Raw genomic sequence first — 16136 nt, forward strand, 5'->3', positions numbered from 1 at the left:
GGGCATGAGCCGGGGGGACAACCCTGTGAGCACCGCGGCCGTCGCCTGGCGGCGGGCCGCTCTCGCCCGCGACCGGGCACGCCGCGCCCAGGCGTCCGCCGACGCGCAGGAGATGCTCGCCGCGCGCAGCGGACGCGACATCCATCTGCGCGTCGCCGCCTCCCACCGCCGGATGGCGGCGCGTCAGATCGCCTCGGCACGCCTCCAGGAGGCGTACGCCCGCCGTGTGGCCGAGTGGTCGCTCTCACGGGACCCCCGCCCGCTCTTCATGACCGGGGTGGCCGAATCGTGCGGCGCGCGGAGCGCCGCCCTCACGCTGGTCGGGCGGGACCGCACACAGCTGGCCGTCGCCGCGTCCGACGAGGCGTCACGGGCGGCGCAGGAGCTGGAGTTCATCCTCGGCGAGGGGCCCGCCAGGGACATCCTGGACAGCGAGGGCCCGATCAGCGCCACCGGCCGCTCGGCGATCGAGACCCGCTGGCCCGGGTACGGACCGGAGCTGACCGACCTCGGGCTCACCGGCGTCGTCGCGGTGCCGCTCTCCGCCACGGGCGGCTGCTTCGGCGCCCTGACCCTGTACGAGCCCGGCCCAGGGCCGGTGGACTCCGTGCGCTGCGCCGAGGTCGCCGAGGCGCTGACCGACACGGTGCTGCTCGGCCCCGACCCGGACCCCGAGCTGTACGGGGGGACGGACCACCGCGACACCGTGCACCAGGCCGCGGGCGTCCACTCCGGCCGTACGGGCTGCTCCGTCGAGGACGCCCTGGCGCTCATCAAGGCAAGGGCGTTCAGCGACGGCGTCTCCACGGCGGTCATAGCCCGCCGAATCCTGGACCGCACGGGCGACGTCCTCTGACCCCGCCGCGGCTTCGGTCCCCGCCGTACCCGCTCGTCAGTGGTCGTTGTAGAAGGACCGCGTCTTGCCCGTGGTGTCGCACATGTTGCCCGTGGAGGTGCAGGGCGTGATCTCGATCCACTTCTTCTCGGGCAGGTTGTAGTAACTGCTGTCCGAGGCCTTGGAGTACCGGCACTTGCCGTCGTTCTTGGTATCGGCGAGGTAGATCGACTTGCCGCCCTGGACGTCCACCCAGGCCATGACCCACTTGCCGTCCGACTTGATGTCGCAGACCTTGAGGCGGTCGCCCTTCTCCTCGAAGTAGACCTTCACACCCTTGGAACTGTCGTAGTACGGGCCCCAGTCCCAGCTGATCGCGGAGGCCGGTGAGGCGGTGAGCAAGCTCGCCGCCGCGGCGGCGAGAGCGACCGGGGCGAGGCGGGCGAGGGCCCTCTTGAGCTTCATGTGCGTTCCCCCATGAGGAAATGTCCGAGCGGAGAATGAGTGAGAGCGGCTGGGCGAGTGGTGCGGCCCCTCCGTGCGGATGATCCTGCAGGAGTTCCGGCCGCGGGCAGGACTTCCGAGGGGTGCGGGATCTTGCAGTGCGGGAATACGAAGGGGACGCGGAGGGCGGCGTCGCCGCGTTCTACCCGGAGTTGCTCGGGGCGAGACTCGCGTTCGAGCGCGCGGCGACCGCCTCGGATTCCCGGATCGCGGTCCTCGACGTCGGCGGGGCCGGGGAGATCGAAACGCTGCCCACGCAGTGGACGATGACGGCTCGCGATCCCGACGGACGGGCGGTGGACGTCCGGGCCCACCGCCCCCGGACGTGATAGCGGTTTTGGCGTACTGATCGGCTGCAAGTGCCGTAGTTGGCGGGCGATTGGTTCCAGTGAGCTTTTCCCGCTGTTGACGCATGCCGCGATGCGTACTAAACCCCATTTCATTGCAACCGGCACAGCGGAGTGATCGAGACCACCGACCGGGGGCAAAGGAGTCCTCCGGTAATCCGCTGCTGCGAGAAGAAGGGGGGACGCACATATGCTCCGCATCACGGCAGACATATTCTCCGGCCGTCCAGACCCGGTCTCCCACATCACCGACTCGAACGAAGTAAGGGCGATTCTCCGCGAGGTGGAGACGAACCGTAGCCTGTTCGCGGAAGACGCACCGGACGACGGCGTGCTCGGCGTCCGTGGTTTCTGGATCGAACCGCTCAACGACGAGTTCTCCGTCGAATTCGGCACCGAGCCGAGGAAGTACCTCCCCGTCGGCGCACTGGCACGCGGCGGACGCGCGGCCGAGATCGGCGAGCGGCTCGTCACCGTGATGGAGCGGGGAGATCCCGTCGCCGCAGGTGAAGCGGCACAGCCGGTGGACGCCTCGCTGCGCAACTTCGTGATTTCGCAGCTGTCGACCTCCGGCCGCCTCACCGTCACGGACCGGAACGCCGTGGCACAGGCGGAAGCGGAAGCCGAATCCGGCACCGAGGCGGAATCCGAGCAGGGCGGGGAAGAAGTCTCCGCCGCGGTCACCTGCACCATCGAACTCGGCGCGTTCAACCCGGGTTTCTGGAACAACGACTCGACCGTCCGGCTGAACAACAACTGCTACAACTACGCGAGCAACTGGCGGACGAACACCTTCGCCCAGCCAGGGCGTGGTTGTGGAAGCATGTACAAATCCATCACGGCAGCCGAAGTGTCACGCGCGGCGCTGTGCGACGGAATGCACCGCCGGTTCGACTGCTTCCCGGACTCCGAAAAGCCGCGCTATCTGGTGGCGCTGGTCATCGCCCCGGGACCCGGATTCATCGACTACCACTGGTACCGGAAGCAGCAGGAAGGCTTCTGGGGCCACAAGCCCGGCGGCACCGCCGCCAGGAACACGGACAACAGCAACAACGTCATCTACAACCCCGAGACCGCGAACCGCGGTCCGTACACGATCTTCGCCGGGTACTTCTACGGGTGCAACTCGCAGAGGCAGCGGATCAGGTAACGGATCCGGTCACGGATCAAGTCACGGATCACGTCACGCCGACGGCGGAGAATGACCGTATGGACGTCGAGATCGATCTCTACAGCGGGCGGCGGAACCCGGCGTTCAGCCTGACGCCGGAAGCCGGGGAAGCGGTGATGTCCCGTCTCGCCGCGCTGCCGCCCGCGCCCCCCGGAGCCGTACCGCTCCAGGGGCTCGGCTACCGGGGCCTGCGGATCACCGGCGGCCCGGCCGACGCGGTGGAGATCGTGGTGTCCGGCGGCGTGGTCGTCGTCCGTGACCGTGACGGCGCGGAACGGGTGCTCCAGGACGCGGGTCGCGCCCTGGAGCACTCGCTCGCCGACCTCGCCGCGGCGAGCCTGGACCCGGCGGAGATGTCGGTGCTGCGCCGGGAGCTGGACGGCTGACGCCTCGGGCGCCCGCCCCGGGCGCCGCTCCCCCATTTCGCTACGGCCGTTGCGTAAATGCGCGGCCGCCCCTACTCTCCTTTACGCAACGGTCGTAGCGAAAAGAGGAGTGGGCGGAGTGGGCAAGGAAGCGCCGGGCCGACGGGGCCGTCCGCGTAACGACGAGGCGGACGTGCGCATCATCGACACGGCGCTGGAGATCCTGCTCAACCGGGGCTACGACCGGTTCTCCGTAGACGAGATCGCGACCCGGGCCGGTGTCGCGAAGACCACGCTGTACCGGCGGTGGCCCACCAAGGACCATCTGATCGTCGCCGTGGTCGCGCGGGTCCAGGACAGCGTGCCCGTGCGGTACACGGGCGACGTACGCGCCGATCTCACCGGCTATCTCAACGCGATCACCGACGGGCTCCACCGCATGCGCCGGATCGGCCGCCCGGCCCCGGCGGCCCCTGCCGATCCCGCCGATCCCGCCGACCCCGGCGACACGTCCGCGGGGCTGGTCGCGGAGGTCGCCGCCGCCGCGGCCCGTCACCCGGACGTCGGCGCCGCCGTCCAGGGCCTGTTCGCCCGCCGCAACGCGCTCGTCCTCACCCTGCTCGAACAGGCCCGTGACCAGGGCGAGTTGCGCGCCGACGCCGACCCCGAGGTGCTGTTCGACCAGCTCGCCGGGGCGCTGTACTACCGGCTGCTCATCACCGGCCGCCCCCTCGACGCCGCCTACGTGGACCGGCTCGTCGCCACCGCCCTGGACGGCGTCACCCCCTGAACGCAGCGAGAGAGGCCCCACGATGACCGGTACCGACACGCTCGACCCGCTCGACCCTCTCGACCCGACGGCCGCCACGCCGTCGCCACCCGCCCCCCGAAGACGCCGCCGTCGGCACCGCCTGCTCGCCGCCCTCTCGGCGCTGGTGGTCCTGGTCGCCGGGTACACGGTGTGGGCCAACGTCCACGCCGTCCGGCTCACCGCCTCGGTGGAGATCAGGGCGACGCCGGAACAGGTCTGGCAGGTACTGGCGGACTTCGACGCCTATCCCGACTGGAATCCGTTCATGACCTCGGCCCGTGTGACGTCGCCCGGAGCCCGCCTCGCCGAAGGCGCCAGGATGCGCATCGTCCTGCACGACGACTCGGGCGACATGACCTTCACCCCCCAGGTGCAGGCGGCCGTCCCCGGCAAGGAGTTGCGCTGGCTGGGCAGGATGGGACCGGGCTGGATCGCCGACGGACAGCACCGCTTCACCATCGAGCGGACCGGCCCCGGCCGCGTCCGCCTGACCCAGAGCGAACGCTTCACCGGCATCGCCGTCCCCTTCGCCCAGGGCACCCTGAAGTCCGACACGCTGCCGCAGTTCCGCGCCATGAACGCGGCCCTCGCCCGCGAGGCCGAACGCCTCGACGACCCCGAGGGGTGACGCCCCGGCCCGCGCGGGTCCGGCGCCGTGACGGCTGGTCGGCCGACGCCGGAGGCGCAGGGCGTCGCCGGGAGGCGCCGGCCGATTGCCTTCGACGGTAGGAGGAGACGTACGGCCCTTTCGACCCCCAGGTGGGCCGATGCCGCGGCCCGGATGAGCTGGGCCGGACCGTCCCGCCAGGCCCCGCCAGGCCTGGCCAGGCCCCGCCAGGCGTGCGCGCTCAGTCCTCCCGGGGCGTCATGTGCAGCAGGCCGGACCGGGCGGCGTTGACGACGGCCTCCAGCTGGCTGTGCGCGCCCAGCTTCGCCATCACCCGCTTCACATGCCCGCGCGCGGTGTGCGGGCTCACCACCAGCCGTTCGGCGATCGGCCCGGGGCCGAGGCCCTGGCCCATCAGCCGGAGGACCTCCAGCTCCCGCTCCGTGAGCCGCGGTCGCCGCCCGCTGGCGGGAGAGGGCGGCTCGGGGCCGTCGGACGGCGCGCCGAGGGCCTCGACGAGCAGCCCCAGGGTGGACTCCTCGATGAACATCGGCTCCTCGGCCGGGGCCCGGATCGCCGCGAGGACGGCCGGGAACGCGCTGTCCTTGGCCAGGAATCCGGCAGCCCCGACCGAGGCGGCGGCCACGAGCTGGCGCGGGGAGGTGTCCGCGGTGAGCAGCAGGACCCGTACGTGCGGGTGGCAGACTCTGATCCGCCGAGTGCCCTCGATGCCGTCGGCGCCCGGCAGATGAATGTCCATCAGCACCACGTCGGGGGTGCGCGCGAGGGCGAGCGGGACGGCCTCCTCGACCGTGGCCACCGCGCCCACGCAGGCGAGATCGGGCTGCGCGCCGATGGCGATCTCCAGCGCTTCCGCCAGCGTCCGCTGGTCCTCGATGACGAGTACTCGGATCATGGGCAGTCCTCGTGGGGCCTCTCCGCGCCCGTGGTCCGATCGTAGCCAGAACAGTTCTGGCGGGCGTCGTGCCTCCTGCGTAAATTAGGTACGAAGAGCCATATTGCGGAGGTTTCGCGATGTGCAGCGCCGACGACCCACGAGTGCGGGGTGGCCCCGGGGGCCGCCGATGAGCCGCGACCCGGTGAGATTCTCCTTCACGCTCTTCGTGGCGGGAGCGACGGAACGTTCCGACGCCGCGCGGTCGAACCTGCGGACCCTGTGTGACGCCCGGCACCTGGGCGTCTACGAGATCGAGGTGATCGACGTCGTCGACGAGCCCGAACTGGCCGAGGAACACCACATCCTGGCGACGCCGACCGTCATCCGGCACTCGCCCCTTCCGCAACGGCGCGTCATCGGGGACCTGTCCGACTAGGAGCGCGCCGCTCTCGCGCTCGGTCTGGCGGACTCGGACGCACTGTCCCACAAGAGGCAGGGGCGATGACTGGCAGCGACGGCATCTCCGGCCACGACGGCCACGACGGCCACGACGGCCACGACGGCCACGACGGAATCGACGGCATCCGGAGAACCCCCACCGGGATCAACGGCTTCGACCAGATCGCGCTGGGAGGACTGCCAGGAGGGCGCTCCACGCTGGTGACCGGGACGACGGGCAGCGGCAAGACCCTCTTCGCCATGGAGTTCCTCGCGCGGGGCGTGCAGGGCCACGACGAGCCGGGCGTGTTCGTCACCTTCGAGGAGGACCCCGGGGACATCCGCACCAACGTCACCTCGCTCGGCTTCCCGATCACGGAGTGGGAGGCGGCCGGGAAGTGGACGTTCGTCGACGCCTCGGCGGGCTTGGGCCAGGAGGCGCCGACGATCGGCGCGTACGACCTGGGCGCGCTGACGGCGCGGATCGCGCACGCGGTCCGCAGAAGCGGCGCCCGCCGGGTCGCGCTCGACTCGATCGGCGCCGTGCTCACGAGCCTCGGCACCGTCGGAATCATCCGCCACGAGCTCTACCGGATCGTCTCCGCGCTGAACGCGCTCGGGGTGACCACCGTGGTCACCGCGGAACGGCCCAGGGAGTACGACGGTGTGTCGCGCTTCGGGGTCGAGGAGTTCGTCGTGGACAACGTGATCATCCTGCGGAACGTGCTGCGGCAGGAGCGGCGCCGTCGGACCGTCGAGATCGTCAAGTTCCGCGGCACCAACCACCGTACCGGCGAATGGCTGTTCACCATCGGCCCCCGCGAGGGCATCGTGATCATGCCGCTCGCCTTCCTCCAGGCACGCGAGCGCGCCTCGACCGAGCGCGTCTCCTCCGGCAACACCGGCCTGGACGCCATGTGTGGCGGCGGGTTCTTCCGCGACTCGATCGTGCTGCTCACCGGCCCCACCGGCACCGGCAAGACGCTCACGAGCCTGTTCTTCGCCGCCGCCGCCGTCGAGGCCGGTGAGCGCTGCCTGCTGCAGACCTTCGACGAGACCCACGAGCAGCTCGGCCGCAACGCGGCCAGCTGGGGGCTCGACCTGGAGGCCATGGAGGACTCCGGGCTGCTGCACGTCGTCTCCGAATACCCCGAAGTGGCCTCGCCGGAGGAGCACTTCCTGCGCGTGCGGCGCGTCATCGAGGAGTTCCGGCCCACCCGCGTGGCCATCGACACGCTCTCCGCGCTCGAACGCATCGTCAGCTCCCGCGCGCTCCTCGACTTCGTCATCGCGCTCGGCGCCGTCCTGCGGCACAACGAGATCACCACTCTGCTCACCTCGGCCCCCACCGGCCGGGTCACCCCCACCGTCACCCCCGCGATCGCCATGGAGGTCGCCAGCCTCACCGACGTCACCATCCTGCTGCGCTACGTGGAGTCCGAGGGCGAGATCCAGCGCGGCATCGCCGTCCTCCAGTCCCGCGGCTCGGCGCACGACCACAGCATCCGCCGGTTCGACATCGACAACACCGGCATGCGCATCGGCGAACCCATGCGCGGCCTGTCCAACGTCCTGAGCACGGCCTATCCGCAGTCCGGCGGCCTGCCCCACGACGACCCCGCGGGCAGCGACGCCCCGCAGAGCCTGTGGAACACGCGGAACCCCGGCGCGGCCCCCTCCGACGACGATGACTGACTCCGAAGAGCCGGAACGCCCGCCGTACGGGCCGTCGCACGGGCCGCCGTACGGACAGCCGTCGCACGGGCCGCCGTACGGGCAGCCGTACGGACACCCGAGCGAGGCGGCCCTGGCCGCCGTGCCCGACGGGATCGTCGTGGTCGACGGCGAAGGGATCATCCGGCTGTGCAATCCGGCCGCCGCCGACCTGCTCGGCCGCCCGGCGGACGAACTCCTCGGGCTCCCCTTCGGCTTCCCGGTGGTCGCCGCCCGGGGAGCGACGGAGATCGACCTGGTCCCGCCCTCGGGGACGGGACGCGTGGTCGAGATGCGGGTCACGGCCACCCAGGCGTCCGGCCTGCGCCTCCACATCGCGACCCTGCGGGACGTCACCGAGCGGCGCCGCGAGCAGCGCGCCCTGGAGGAGGCCCTGGAACGCCAGGGAACCGTGGTCGCCGTCACCGCGCACGAGCTGCGCAACCCCCTGGCCACCATCAACGTGCTCGCCCACACGCTGCGGGACGCGGGCGAACGGCTGACCGGCGAGCAGCGCACCGACCTCGCGAACCGCGTCATCGAACGCACCGAGCGGCTCCAGACCCTCATCCGCAGGCACCTGACCGCCGCCCGGATCGACGCGCACGCGACCCGCACGGCGCCGCGGCCCGTCCCCGTCCTGGAGTTCGTCCTCGAACAGATCGGCGCGCTGGACGAGGGCGCGCCCCGGGTGGACGTGGTCTGCCCGCCCGGCGCGGTGGCCCACGTGGACCGGACCGACTTCTGGGAGATGCTGGTCAACTACCTGGAGAACGCCTTCGCCCACGGCAGCCCGCCCGTCGGCGTCCACGTCACCGAGTCCGCGGAGCACATCGACATCCGCGTCCGCGACCACGGCCCCGGCGTCCCGCCCGAAGCCGTCCCGCACCTCTTCGAACGCTTCACGCCCGCGAGCCGCACGCACGGCCGGGACCACCAGAAGCCGAGCACCGGCCTGGGCCTGTGGATCGTCCGCAACCTCGCACGGGCCGGCGGCGGAGACGCCTGGTACGAACCCGGCTCGGGAACGAGCGCCACCTTCTGCCTCCGCCTGCGCCGCGCCCCGGAAACGACGGCGCCCGGGCCCACCGAAGTGGACCCGGACGCGAAGTAGCAGGTCAGAGGGGGATTCCCTCCCTGCTGGCAGTAGGCCGTGTGGGACTCGAACCCACAACCAATGGATTAAAAGTCCACTGCTCTGCCAATTGAGCTAACGGCCCGCACCGAGCAGCATAGCCCGGGCCTCCGGCGGGCTTCGAAGGCATTCCGCCTTCGAAGCTGCCTTCGATACCGCCGAGGGGTGGTCGGTCAGCCGTTGCGCTTCCAACGGGGCTTGTCGGCGCGGCGGTCCGAGGTGCTGCGCGGAGCGCCGTTGCGGCTGGGGCCGTGGGAGGTGCCGCGGCCCTGGGGGCGGCGGTCGTCGCGGCGGTCGCGGTCGCTCCGGGTGAACGGGCGGTCGTCGCGGCGGAAGCCGCCACGGTCGTTGTCCCGGCGGAAGCCACGGTCGTCGCGGTCACGGTCGCGGCGGAAGTTGCCACGGTCGTCACGGCGCTCGCCACGGTCACCGCGGTCGTCACGGCGGTCGTTGCGGTCGTACGAGCGACGGTCGCGGTCACGGTCCCGGTCGCGGTTGTACGGGCGGTCGTCGCGGTCGCGGCGGAAGCCCCCGCGGTCGTTGTCGCGACGGTCGCCGCGGTCACCGCGGTCGTTGTACGGGCGCTTGTCCCGGCGGTCGTAGCCGCCACGGTCACCGCGGTCGCCGTCGCGCTCGCGGCGCTCCCGCTTCTCGCGCTCGGCGCGCTCCGCACGCTCGCGGCGCTCGGCCTCCGCCTTGGCCTCGGCGGCGGCCTCAGCAGCCTCCGCCTCGGCGGCGGCGGCCACGGCCTCGTCCGGGTCGTCGCCGCGCTCGCGCGCGGCGCGGGCGACGAGGAGCGTGGCCTCCTCGCGCAGCTCGGTCGCGCGGCGCTCCAGCCTCTCCAGCTGGCGGGCGAGCTGCTTGGCCTCGCGCTCGGCCTGGCGCGCCGAGCCCGCGATGGACTCGGCCTGGAGCTCGGTGAGGGAGCGGGCGCCGGTGATGCGGGCCACGTCCTCGTCGAAGACGTCGCCGCGGCCGATGATGTGGCGCGTGGCGTCGACGCCCGCGTCCTCCATCAGCCGGAAGATCTGGCGCCGCTGGTGCGGCAGGGCCAGCGAGACGACGGTGCCGGACTCGCCCGCGCGGGCCGTACGGCCGGAGCGGTGGAGGTAGTCCTTGTGGTCGCCCGCCGGGTCGACGTTGAGGACCAGGTCGATGCCGTCGACGTGGATGCCGCGCGCGGCGACGTCGGTGGCGACGAGGACGTTGACCTTGCCGCCCTTGAAGTCCTCCAGCGTGCGCGTACGGGCGCCCTGGGTCATGCCGCCGTGCAGCGCGTCAGCGCGTACGCCCGACTCGCGCAGCTGCTCGGCGACGCGGTCGGCGCCGAGCTGGGTGCGGACGAAGATGATGGTGCGGCCCTTGCGCGCCGCGATGGCGGCGGTGACCGGGGCCTTGTCGCGCGGCTTCACGACGAGCACGTGGTGCGTCATGGTCGTGACGGCGCCCTGCGCCGCGTCGACCTCGTGCAGCACCGGCTCGACGAGGTAACGCTTCACCAGCGAGTCGATCTCCTTCTCCATCGTCGCGGAGAAGAGCATGCGCTGGCCGCCCTCGGGGACGAGGTCGAGGATCTCGGTGACCTCGGGCAGGAAGCCCAGGTCGGCCATCTGGTCGGCCTCGTCGAGGATCGCGGTCTGCACGTCGTCGAGCGAGCAGGAGCCGCGGTTGATCAGGTCGCGCAGGCGGCCCGGGGTGGCGACGAGGATGTCGACGCCGCGCTCCAGGGCCGAGATCTGGTTGGCCATCGAGGTGCCGCCGCAGACGACCTTGAGGCGGAGGCCGAGCGTGTCCCCGTACGGCTGGAGCGCGTCGGAGACCTGCATGGCCAGCTCGCGGGTGGGCGTGAGGATCACGCCACGGGGGCGCTTGCGCTCCGTGCGCCCGCCGCTGAGGCGGGTCAGGAGCGGGAGGCCGAAGGAGAGGGTCTTGCCGGAGCCGGTACGGCCGCGGCCGAGGACGTCCTTGCCCGCCAGCGCGTCCGGGATGGTCGCGGCCTGGATCGGGAACGGGGTCGTCACACCGTTCTGCGCGAGCTTACGGACGACGGGGTCGGCCAGACCGAGGTCGGCGAAGGTGACGGTCTCCTCGTCCTCGGGCAGAACGGAGACGGCTTCAGGGGTGGCAACGGACATGCGAAATGCGAACCTTCCGGAGTCATTCGGCACGCGCCCAGAACTCCGTGAATTCGCAAACGACCGCCTCAGTGCGGTCAGCCACGGCCAGAGAGAACGCGCCACGCGGCGCGCTCTGATAACGGCGCCGGGCAAATGGGATCAAACGATCTACCAGCATACTCGGCCCCTCCGAGGCAGCGCAAATGGAGGTGCCCTGGCCCACGGGGGAGGGGGAGAGGGCCAGGGCAGGGGGCGAGGGGGACGGAGCGCACTCCTCACGCCTGCCGGGGCGTGGGCGACGGGCCCGTCCAGGACGGCGAGGCGTCCGTACGGGTCGGCGAGGGCTCGGGGTCGCTGGGCGTCGGCGTGACCGTCGGGGGCGGATCCGAGGGGGAGCTGCCGCCGGAACCGCCGCCGGAGCCGCCGCCCGCTCCCCCGCCCGCGCCGCCGGAGCCCCCGCCGGGCGGGCGGGTCGGCTCCGGGGGGCGCGGGTCGTCGGGCTCGCCGCCCGTACCGCCCGAGGGGGAGCCGGAGGGGCCGGACGAGGAGCCGTCGCCCGTACCGCCGCCCGCGCCGCCCTTGCCGCCGCTGTCGCGGCCCCCGTGCCCGTGCCCGTCTCCGTCGTCGTCGCGGGAACGCTTGTCCGACTTCTGCCGCCCGTGCTCGCCCTTGCCGCCCTTCCGCCCCTCGCGCGCGCGGTCGTCCCCGCCGTGCCCGCCGTACCCGGGCCGGGTGACGCCGCCCTCGGGCTCGGCCCCGCTGCCGTGCTCGTCGGAGCGGCTGCCCACGGGCGAGGTGCCGGTCCCGTCACCCGCGTCGTCGGCGCCGTGCACGGTCATGCAGCCGGTGAGCGTGGAGACGGCCGCGATTATCAGCGCGCCGGCGGTGGTTCGGGCGGCACGGGACGAGCGCTGACCGGAAGAACGCTGACGGCTCACGGCGGGACCTCCAGGCGCGGGGGAAGGGCGGGTGCCTCGCACCCGGCTTCCCTGCCCAACTCCCCTTCACCCCAACAGGTCACGCCCCACGGCGCCCACCGCGCACAGCACGGCGCACGCGCAACTCCGCACGGCGCGAACCTCGTACGACGCTCTCCGCAGGGCTCCGGGCCCGCTCCGGGCCCGCCGGGCGAGGGCCTGTGGGGCGGAGGCCTGTGGGACTCAGCCGTAGCCGAGGGCGTGGAGGCGGTCGTCGTCGATGCCGAAGTGGTGGGCGATCTCATGGACCACGGTGATCTCCACCTCCTCGACGACCAGGTCACGGTCGCCGTCCTCCCGGGCGACCATGCGCATCGTCGGGCCCCGGTAGATCGTGATGCGGTCCGGCAGGACACCCGCGTACCACTCGCCGCGCTCCGTCAGCGGCGTCCCCTCGTAGAGGCCGAGCAGCTCGGGGTCCTCGGCCGGGGGCTCGTCCTCGACGAACACCGCGACGTTGTCCATCAGCCTGGTCAGCTCGGGCGGAATACGGTCGAGCGCCTGGGCGACCAGTTCCTCGAACTCCTCGCGCGTCATCTCCAGCACCCGGCCATTGTCGTGCAGCACGCGCCTGTGCGCGGCACGGGGGCGCCGGCGGCGCTTAGGGGTGGCGCGGAACGGCAACACTCGCAGCATGGCCCGCGTAGCCACGAAGCCGTTCCACGCCGCGGCGGGCTGGAGCCGGATCCTGGCCGCGGCCGTAGTGCGCCGGTACCGCGCGCACCACACGACCCCCACCGCCTCCCTCACGCACCCCCCGCACCCGTACTGGCGCGGCCTCGGGCTGATCGCCGTGACGCTGCTCGGGGCGTGGCTCGGGCTGCTGATCGTGGGGAGCGTGCACGCGTCCGTGGGGCCGATGGACACGAGGATGACGTTACGTCCGTCGTTCACGGGCGGTACGAAGATCAACGTCTCGCCCCTGGGCGCGCTGCGGCTGCGCAGCCACGACGCGCCGCTGCGGCTCGACGTCGACGTCAACCAGCTCGACCAGGAGCGGGCCTCGGCCCTCGTCGACCACCCGGAACGGCTCCAGGGCCAGACCTTCCGGAACGAGATCGCCTCGGACGTACGTTCGGGCACCTTCGACCTGGCCCTGCGCTCGGCGATCGCGGTCGTCGCGGGCCCGCTGGCACTGGGGCTCGCGGTCTACCGGCGCCCGCGGCGCGCGCTCGCGGCGGGCGGGCTGGCGCTCGCGCTGCTGGTGGCGTCGAGCGCGACGGCCTTCGCGACGTGGAATCCGAAGTCGGTGCTGGAGCCGAAGTTCTCCGGGCTGCTGGCCAGCGCGCCGTCGGTCGTCGGCAACGCGCGCAGCATCGCCACCGAGTTCGACGTCTACCAGCAGGAGCTGGCCCGCCTGGTCACCAACGTCGCCAAGCTCTACGACACGGCCTCCACCCTCCCCGCGTACGAGCCCGACCCCTCGACGACCCGCGTGCTGCACGTCTCGGACATCCACCTCAACCCGGCCGCGTGGAAGATCATCGGCTCGCTCGTCGAGCAGTACGGCATCGACGTGATCATCGACACGGGCGACACCATGGACCACGGCACGAGCGCCGAGAACGGCTTCCTCGACCCGATCCCCGACCTGGGCGCCCCCTACGTCTGGGTACGCGGCAACCACGACTCCCTCACCACCCAGGAGGCGATGGAGAAGCTCGGCGACCGGACGCGGCCCGGCAGGAAGACGGGCGTCCACGTCCTGGACTCGGGCGTCCCCGTGAACGTCGCCGGACTGCGGCTGGCGGGCTGGGGCGACCCCCAGTTCACGCCCGACCGCTCCACGGAGGCGCGCGGCGACGAGGCGGAGCGCGAGGACGGCCGCAAGCTCGCGGGCGCCCTGCGCGCGCAGCGCGCCGCCGGTACGCCCGTCGACATCGCCGTCGCCCACAACCCCGAGCTCTCCCGCCAGACGGACGGCCTGGCCCCGCTCGCCCTCGCCGGGCACAAGCACCACCGCAGCGACGAGGTCATGCGCGACGGCACCCGCCTCAAGATCGAGGGCTCGACGGGCGGCGGCGGCCTCCGCGCGGTCGAGGGCGACAAACCCCAGAAGGTCCAGGCCTCGGTCCTCTACCTGGACCGCGACTCCGACAAGCTCCAGGCCTGGGACGAGATCACCCTCGGCGGCCTGGGCCTCTCCACGGCCGAGGTCGCCCGCCACCTCCCCGAAGAGGTCAAACCGGGCGCCGCCCCGTCACCGTCGCCATCGGAGCGCTGACGGGGGCCAGAAGTGTTTTGGCGAACCGTCGCCACATCCCATATGCTGCTCAGGTCCCCGAAGCGCTTGCGAAAGCGCCAGGTGGGCCGTCGGCCCTCATCGTCTAGTGGCCCAGGACGCCGCCCTTTCAAGGCGGTAGCACGGGTTCGAATCCCGTTGGGGGCACCTTTCAGATCCACACTTGAGCCCGTTCTCCGCGTTGAGACGGGCTCGCGTGCGTTTCGGGGTCCCTCGCTCATGCGCTCCGCGTCGTCCGTCGCCGCGTCGAGGCGTGCTGCGGGGAGTGTGATGCTGATCATGGCCTCGTCGAGATCGCGGCTGAGGCGGACGGTGAGCTGAAGCGTCTCGATGAGCCGCCGCTGGTGCGATGCGGGAGCTCGCGCGAAGTTCAGGGCGAGGCAGGGCAGCGCGTCCAGGAGTTCGACGCTACGGGGATTCGGCGGCTCGGGTGCGGTCTCCTCCATGGCGCCGAGGTCCTCCCGTGCCTGTCGGCGTTCGGCTTCCAACTCGTTGTACTCGGCGCGCAGCGCTGCTCCGAAGGGGTCGCCCGGGGCGCATTCCGACGCCTGTCCCCGTACGTTCCGCTGGCGCCGTTCGAGGTCGGCGAGTGTGCGCCGGAGGCGTTCTCGTTCGGTCCCGCGTTCGCGGGCCGCGCGCTCGTCGAGGGCGGCGAGGTCTGCGGCGTACAGGGCGCGGCGGTGCGGGCCGAAGACGCGGTCGGCGAGGAAGGACGAGACGGCGTCCAGCAGGGCGTTCTCGCGGACGTAGACGGTCTTCGGGTGCCCCGGGTCGCGCGGCCTCGGTTGTTCCCCTTCGGCCAGCACGTGTAGTACGTACGGCGCGGGCGGTGGCTGCCGGACATGCGGCGTCCGCAGGCGCAGCGGACGCGGCCCTGGAAGACGTACGTGCGACGGGTCAGCGGGTGCGGATTGGGGCGGCCGCCCTGCCGGGAGCGTTCCAGCTCGCGGCTGCGGGCGTTGATCGCGTCGAACATCCACTTCGGGATCAGCGGCTCGTGGGCGGGTTCGGGGGACCAGATCCACAGGGCTGGATCGTTGTGGGCGCCGTGCCGGGACTTCGTCGCGCGGCGGTTGAAGACCTGGTAGCCGGTGTACTTCGGGTTGCGGAGGATGTCGGCGACCGTGGACCTGCTCCAGGCCCCTCGTGCCCGTTCCGGCCCGCCGGGAGGTTCGGGTGGCGGGCAGCGCTCCGGGTCGGTGTTGAGGCGGTCGGCGATGGCGCCGTAGCCCAGCCGCTCGTAGTGACGCCAGCACGCCATCCGGGTCACGGCCGCGCTCCGTACGCCGTCCGGTTCGAGTCGGGTCTTCGTGGCGCCCTTGGCCGCCCGGGAGGGGTTGGGGTGGCGGTACGTCTTCGCCGCGTAGCCGTACGGCGGCTTGCCGATGTTCCAGCCCTCGCGGACATGGGTGCACAGGCCGCCCCAGGACATCTCCAGGGCGTTGAGGACCTCGTACTCGGCCACGGACTGGTTGATGCGGCGCTGAAGGATCTGCTGCGCGCGGCCACCGTCGAGCTTGATGGGCTCGTTCCAGGCGAAGAGGGGGACTCCGGCTCGTTCCAGAGCGCGTTCGACGGTGAGGTTCTCGTACATGCGCCGAGCCACGCGTGAGGTGCTCTCGCAGATGACGACGTCGAAGCGGCGGTCGGGGTGCTGTGCCTCGGTGAGCAGGTCGGCGATTCCGCCGTCGCGGGCGATCGGGATGTTGAAGCGCTCGTAGTGGGTGCCGTGGCCGCGTGCTTCCAACTCCAGGCGGCCGGACTCGACGTCGTAGAAGTGGCAGACCAGCACCCATGCCTCCGGCAGCGCCGACCTGGCACGCTCCAACTGCCGGATCATCGACTGACGCGGGTCCTGCTGCTCCTCGGTGGAGGTCCGGCCCACCCAGGCCGCGCGGACCTCGCCGCGCAGCAGGGTTGTGGGCAGGGCGAACGGGGATACGGCGAGGTCGGACAGCTTCGCGGTGAAGTTCACG

General features: G+C 72.0%; 16 protein-coding genes and 2 tRNA genes. 11 read left to right on the forward strand and 7 right to left on the reverse strand.

Translation table 11 applies throughout. The annotated features are described in order from the left end of the window. The first annotated feature begins 4 nt into the window (after nucleotides 1-4). The gene (locus tag ACGF3A_RS08640) at nucleotides 5-856 is read left to right on the forward strand and encodes an ANTAR domain-containing protein (protein WP_393727310.1); all 852 of its coding nucleotides are present in this window, start codon (nucleotides 5-7) and stop codon (nucleotides 854-856) included. 36 nt (nucleotides 857-892) lie between these two features. On the opposite strand, the gene ACGF3A_RS08645 is transcribed toward ACGF3A_RS08640, so the two are convergent. Continuing rightward, nucleotides 893-1300: a hypothetical protein gene (locus ACGF3A_RS08645; RefSeq protein ID WP_393727312.1), complete on the reverse strand. Its 408-nt coding sequence runs from the start codon at nucleotides 1298-1300 to the stop codon at nucleotides 893-895. 137 nt (nucleotides 1301-1437) lie between these two features. On the opposite strand from ACGF3A_RS08645, the gene ACGF3A_RS08650 reads away from it, so the two are divergent. From ACGF3A_RS08650 to ACGF3A_RS08670, 5 genes are all read left to right on the forward strand, one after another. Continuing rightward, nucleotides 1438-1668, forward strand: coding sequence for a hypothetical protein (locus tag ACGF3A_RS08650; protein ID WP_393727314.1), 231 nt, complete (start codon nucleotides 1438-1440; stop codon nucleotides 1666-1668). Between the two features lie 208 nt (nucleotides 1669-1876). After that, nucleotides 1877-2836 (forward strand): hypothetical protein, encoded by a 960-nt coding sequence (locus ACGF3A_RS08655; protein WP_393727316.1) that lies wholly within the window; start codon nucleotides 1877-1879, stop codon nucleotides 2834-2836. 59 nt (nucleotides 2837-2895) lie between these two features. After that, complete coding sequence (locus tag ACGF3A_RS08660) at nucleotides 2896-3243, forward strand: hypothetical protein (protein WP_393727318.1); 348 nt, start codon at nucleotides 2896-2898, stop codon at nucleotides 3241-3243. Between the two features lie 118 nt (nucleotides 3244-3361). Continuing rightward, nucleotides 3362-4012 (forward strand): TetR/AcrR family transcriptional regulator, encoded by a 651-nt coding sequence (locus ACGF3A_RS08665; protein ID WP_393727319.1) that lies wholly within the window; start codon nucleotides 3362-3364, stop codon nucleotides 4010-4012. A 22-nt stretch (nucleotides 4013-4034) separates the two neighbouring features. Beyond that, complete coding sequence (locus tag ACGF3A_RS08670; protein ID WP_393727321.1) at nucleotides 4035-4661, forward strand: SRPBCC family protein; 627 nt, start codon at nucleotides 4035-4037, stop codon at nucleotides 4659-4661. A 220-nt stretch (nucleotides 4662-4881) separates the two neighbouring features. On the opposite strand, the gene ACGF3A_RS08675 is transcribed toward ACGF3A_RS08670, so the two are convergent. Beyond that, nucleotides 4882-5556, reverse strand: coding sequence for a response regulator (locus ACGF3A_RS08675; RefSeq protein ID WP_393727323.1), 675 nt, complete (start codon nucleotides 5554-5556; stop codon nucleotides 4882-4884). 184 nt (nucleotides 5557-5740) lie between these two features. Between ACGF3A_RS08675 and ACGF3A_RS08680 the strand changes: the two genes are divergently transcribed. From ACGF3A_RS08680 to ACGF3A_RS08690, 3 genes are all read left to right on the forward strand, one after another. Next, a complete protein-coding gene (locus tag ACGF3A_RS08680; protein ID WP_393727325.1) occupies nucleotides 5741-5974 on the forward strand; it encodes a circadian clock KaiB family protein in 234 nt (77 codons plus the stop codon). Nucleotides 5975-6039: 65 nt separating this feature from the next. Beyond that, nucleotides 6040-7671, forward strand: a complete 1632-nt coding sequence (gene kaiC / locus ACGF3A_RS08685; protein WP_393727327.1) for a circadian clock protein KaiC — start codon at nucleotides 6040-6042, stop codon at nucleotides 7669-7671. Beyond that, on the forward strand, nucleotides 7664-8803 hold the full coding sequence (locus ACGF3A_RS08690; RefSeq protein ID WP_393727329.1) for an ATP-binding protein: 1140 nt from the start codon (nucleotides 7664-7666) through the stop codon (nucleotides 8801-8803). The genes kaiC and ACGF3A_RS08690 overlap by 8 nt, the downstream gene beginning before the upstream one ends. Before the next feature lie 33 nt (nucleotides 8804-8836). Here ACGF3A_RS08690 and ACGF3A_RS08695 read toward each other — a convergent pair. The 4 genes from ACGF3A_RS08695 to ACGF3A_RS08710 all read right to left on the reverse strand — a co-directional run bounded on the left by ACGF3A_RS08695 (nucleotide 8837) and on the right by ACGF3A_RS08710 (nucleotide 12464). Beyond that, a tRNA-Lys gene (locus ACGF3A_RS08695) sits at nucleotides 8837-8909 on the reverse strand. A gap of 88 nt (nucleotides 8910-8997) precedes the next feature. Then, nucleotides 8998-10959 carry a DEAD/DEAH box helicase gene (locus tag ACGF3A_RS08700; RefSeq protein WP_393727331.1) on the reverse strand — a complete coding sequence of 654 codons (1962 nt, stop codon included), beginning with the start codon at nucleotides 10957-10959 and terminating at the stop codon, nucleotides 8998-9000. A 257-nt stretch (nucleotides 10960-11216) separates the two neighbouring features. Next, entirely contained in the window at nucleotides 11217-11879 is a 663-nt protein-coding gene (locus ACGF3A_RS08705) for a hypothetical protein (RefSeq protein WP_393727333.1), read from the reverse strand. A gap of 222 nt (nucleotides 11880-12101) precedes the next feature. Next, a complete protein-coding gene (locus ACGF3A_RS08710) occupies nucleotides 12102-12464 on the reverse strand; it encodes a metallopeptidase family protein (RefSeq protein WP_393727335.1) in 363 nt (120 codons plus the stop codon). Between the two features lie 88 nt (nucleotides 12465-12552). Here ACGF3A_RS08710 and ACGF3A_RS08715 point away from each other — a divergent pair, with 88 nt between their 5' ends. After that, the gene (locus tag ACGF3A_RS08715; protein ID WP_393727337.1) at nucleotides 12553-14142 is read left to right on the forward strand and encodes a metallophosphoesterase; all 1590 of its coding nucleotides are present in this window, start codon (nucleotides 12553-12555) and stop codon (nucleotides 14140-14142) included. Nucleotides 14143-14234: 92 nt separating this feature from the next. Continuing rightward, nucleotides 14235-14307 (forward strand) — tRNA-Glu (locus ACGF3A_RS08720). 223 nt (nucleotides 14308-14530) lie between these two features. On the opposite strand, the gene ACGF3A_RS08725 is transcribed toward ACGF3A_RS08720, so the two are convergent. Then, nucleotides 14531-16135: a recombinase family protein gene (locus ACGF3A_RS08725; RefSeq protein WP_393727339.1), complete on the reverse strand. Its 1605-nt coding sequence runs from the start codon at nucleotides 16133-16135 to the stop codon at nucleotides 14531-14533. Between the last annotated feature and the right edge of the window lies 1 nt (nucleotide 16136).

Origin of the sequence: Streptomyces sp. NPDC048172 (genome assembly GCF_043202595.1) — a bacterium.
Classification (GTDB): Bacteria; Actinomycetota; Actinomycetes; order Streptomycetales; family Streptomycetaceae; genus Streptomyces.

Bases quoted from the DNA above. Each gene is read 5' to 3' on its own strand.
- ACGF3A_RS08640 (WP_393727310.1), top strand. From the start codon at position 5: ATGAGCCGGGGGGACAACCCTGTGAGCACCGCGGCCGTCGCCTGGCGG.
- ACGF3A_RS08645 (WP_393727312.1), bottom strand. From the start codon at position 1,300: ATGAAGCTCAAGAGGGCCCTCGCCCGCCTCGCCCCGGTCGCTCTCGCC.
- ACGF3A_RS08655 (WP_393727316.1), top strand. From the start codon at position 1,877: ATGCTCCGCATCACGGCAGACATATTCTCCGGCCGTCCAGACCCGGTC.
- ACGF3A_RS08660 (WP_393727318.1), top strand. From the start codon at position 2,896: ATGGACGTCGAGATCGATCTCTACAGCGGGCGGCGGAACCCGGCGTTC.
- ACGF3A_RS08670 (WP_393727321.1), top strand. From the start codon at position 4,035: ATGACCGGTACCGACACGCTCGACCCGCTCGACCCTCTCGACCCGACG.
- ACGF3A_RS08675 (WP_393727323.1), bottom strand. From the start codon at position 5,556: ATGATCCGAGTACTCGTCATCGAGGACCAGCGGACGCTGGCGGAAGCG.
- kaiC (WP_393727327.1), top strand. From the start codon at position 6,040: ATGACTGGCAGCGACGGCATCTCCGGCCACGACGGCCACGACGGCCAC.
- ACGF3A_RS08690 (WP_393727329.1), top strand. From the start codon at position 7,664: ATGACTGACTCCGAAGAGCCGGAACGCCCGCCGTACGGGCCGTCGCAC.
- ACGF3A_RS08700 (WP_393727331.1), bottom strand. From the start codon at position 10,959: ATGTCCGTTGCCACCCCTGAAGCCGTCTCCGTTCTGCCCGAGGACGAG.
- ACGF3A_RS08715 (WP_393727337.1), top strand. From the start codon at position 12,553: ATGGCCCGCGTAGCCACGAAGCCGTTCCACGCCGCGGCGGGCTGGAGC.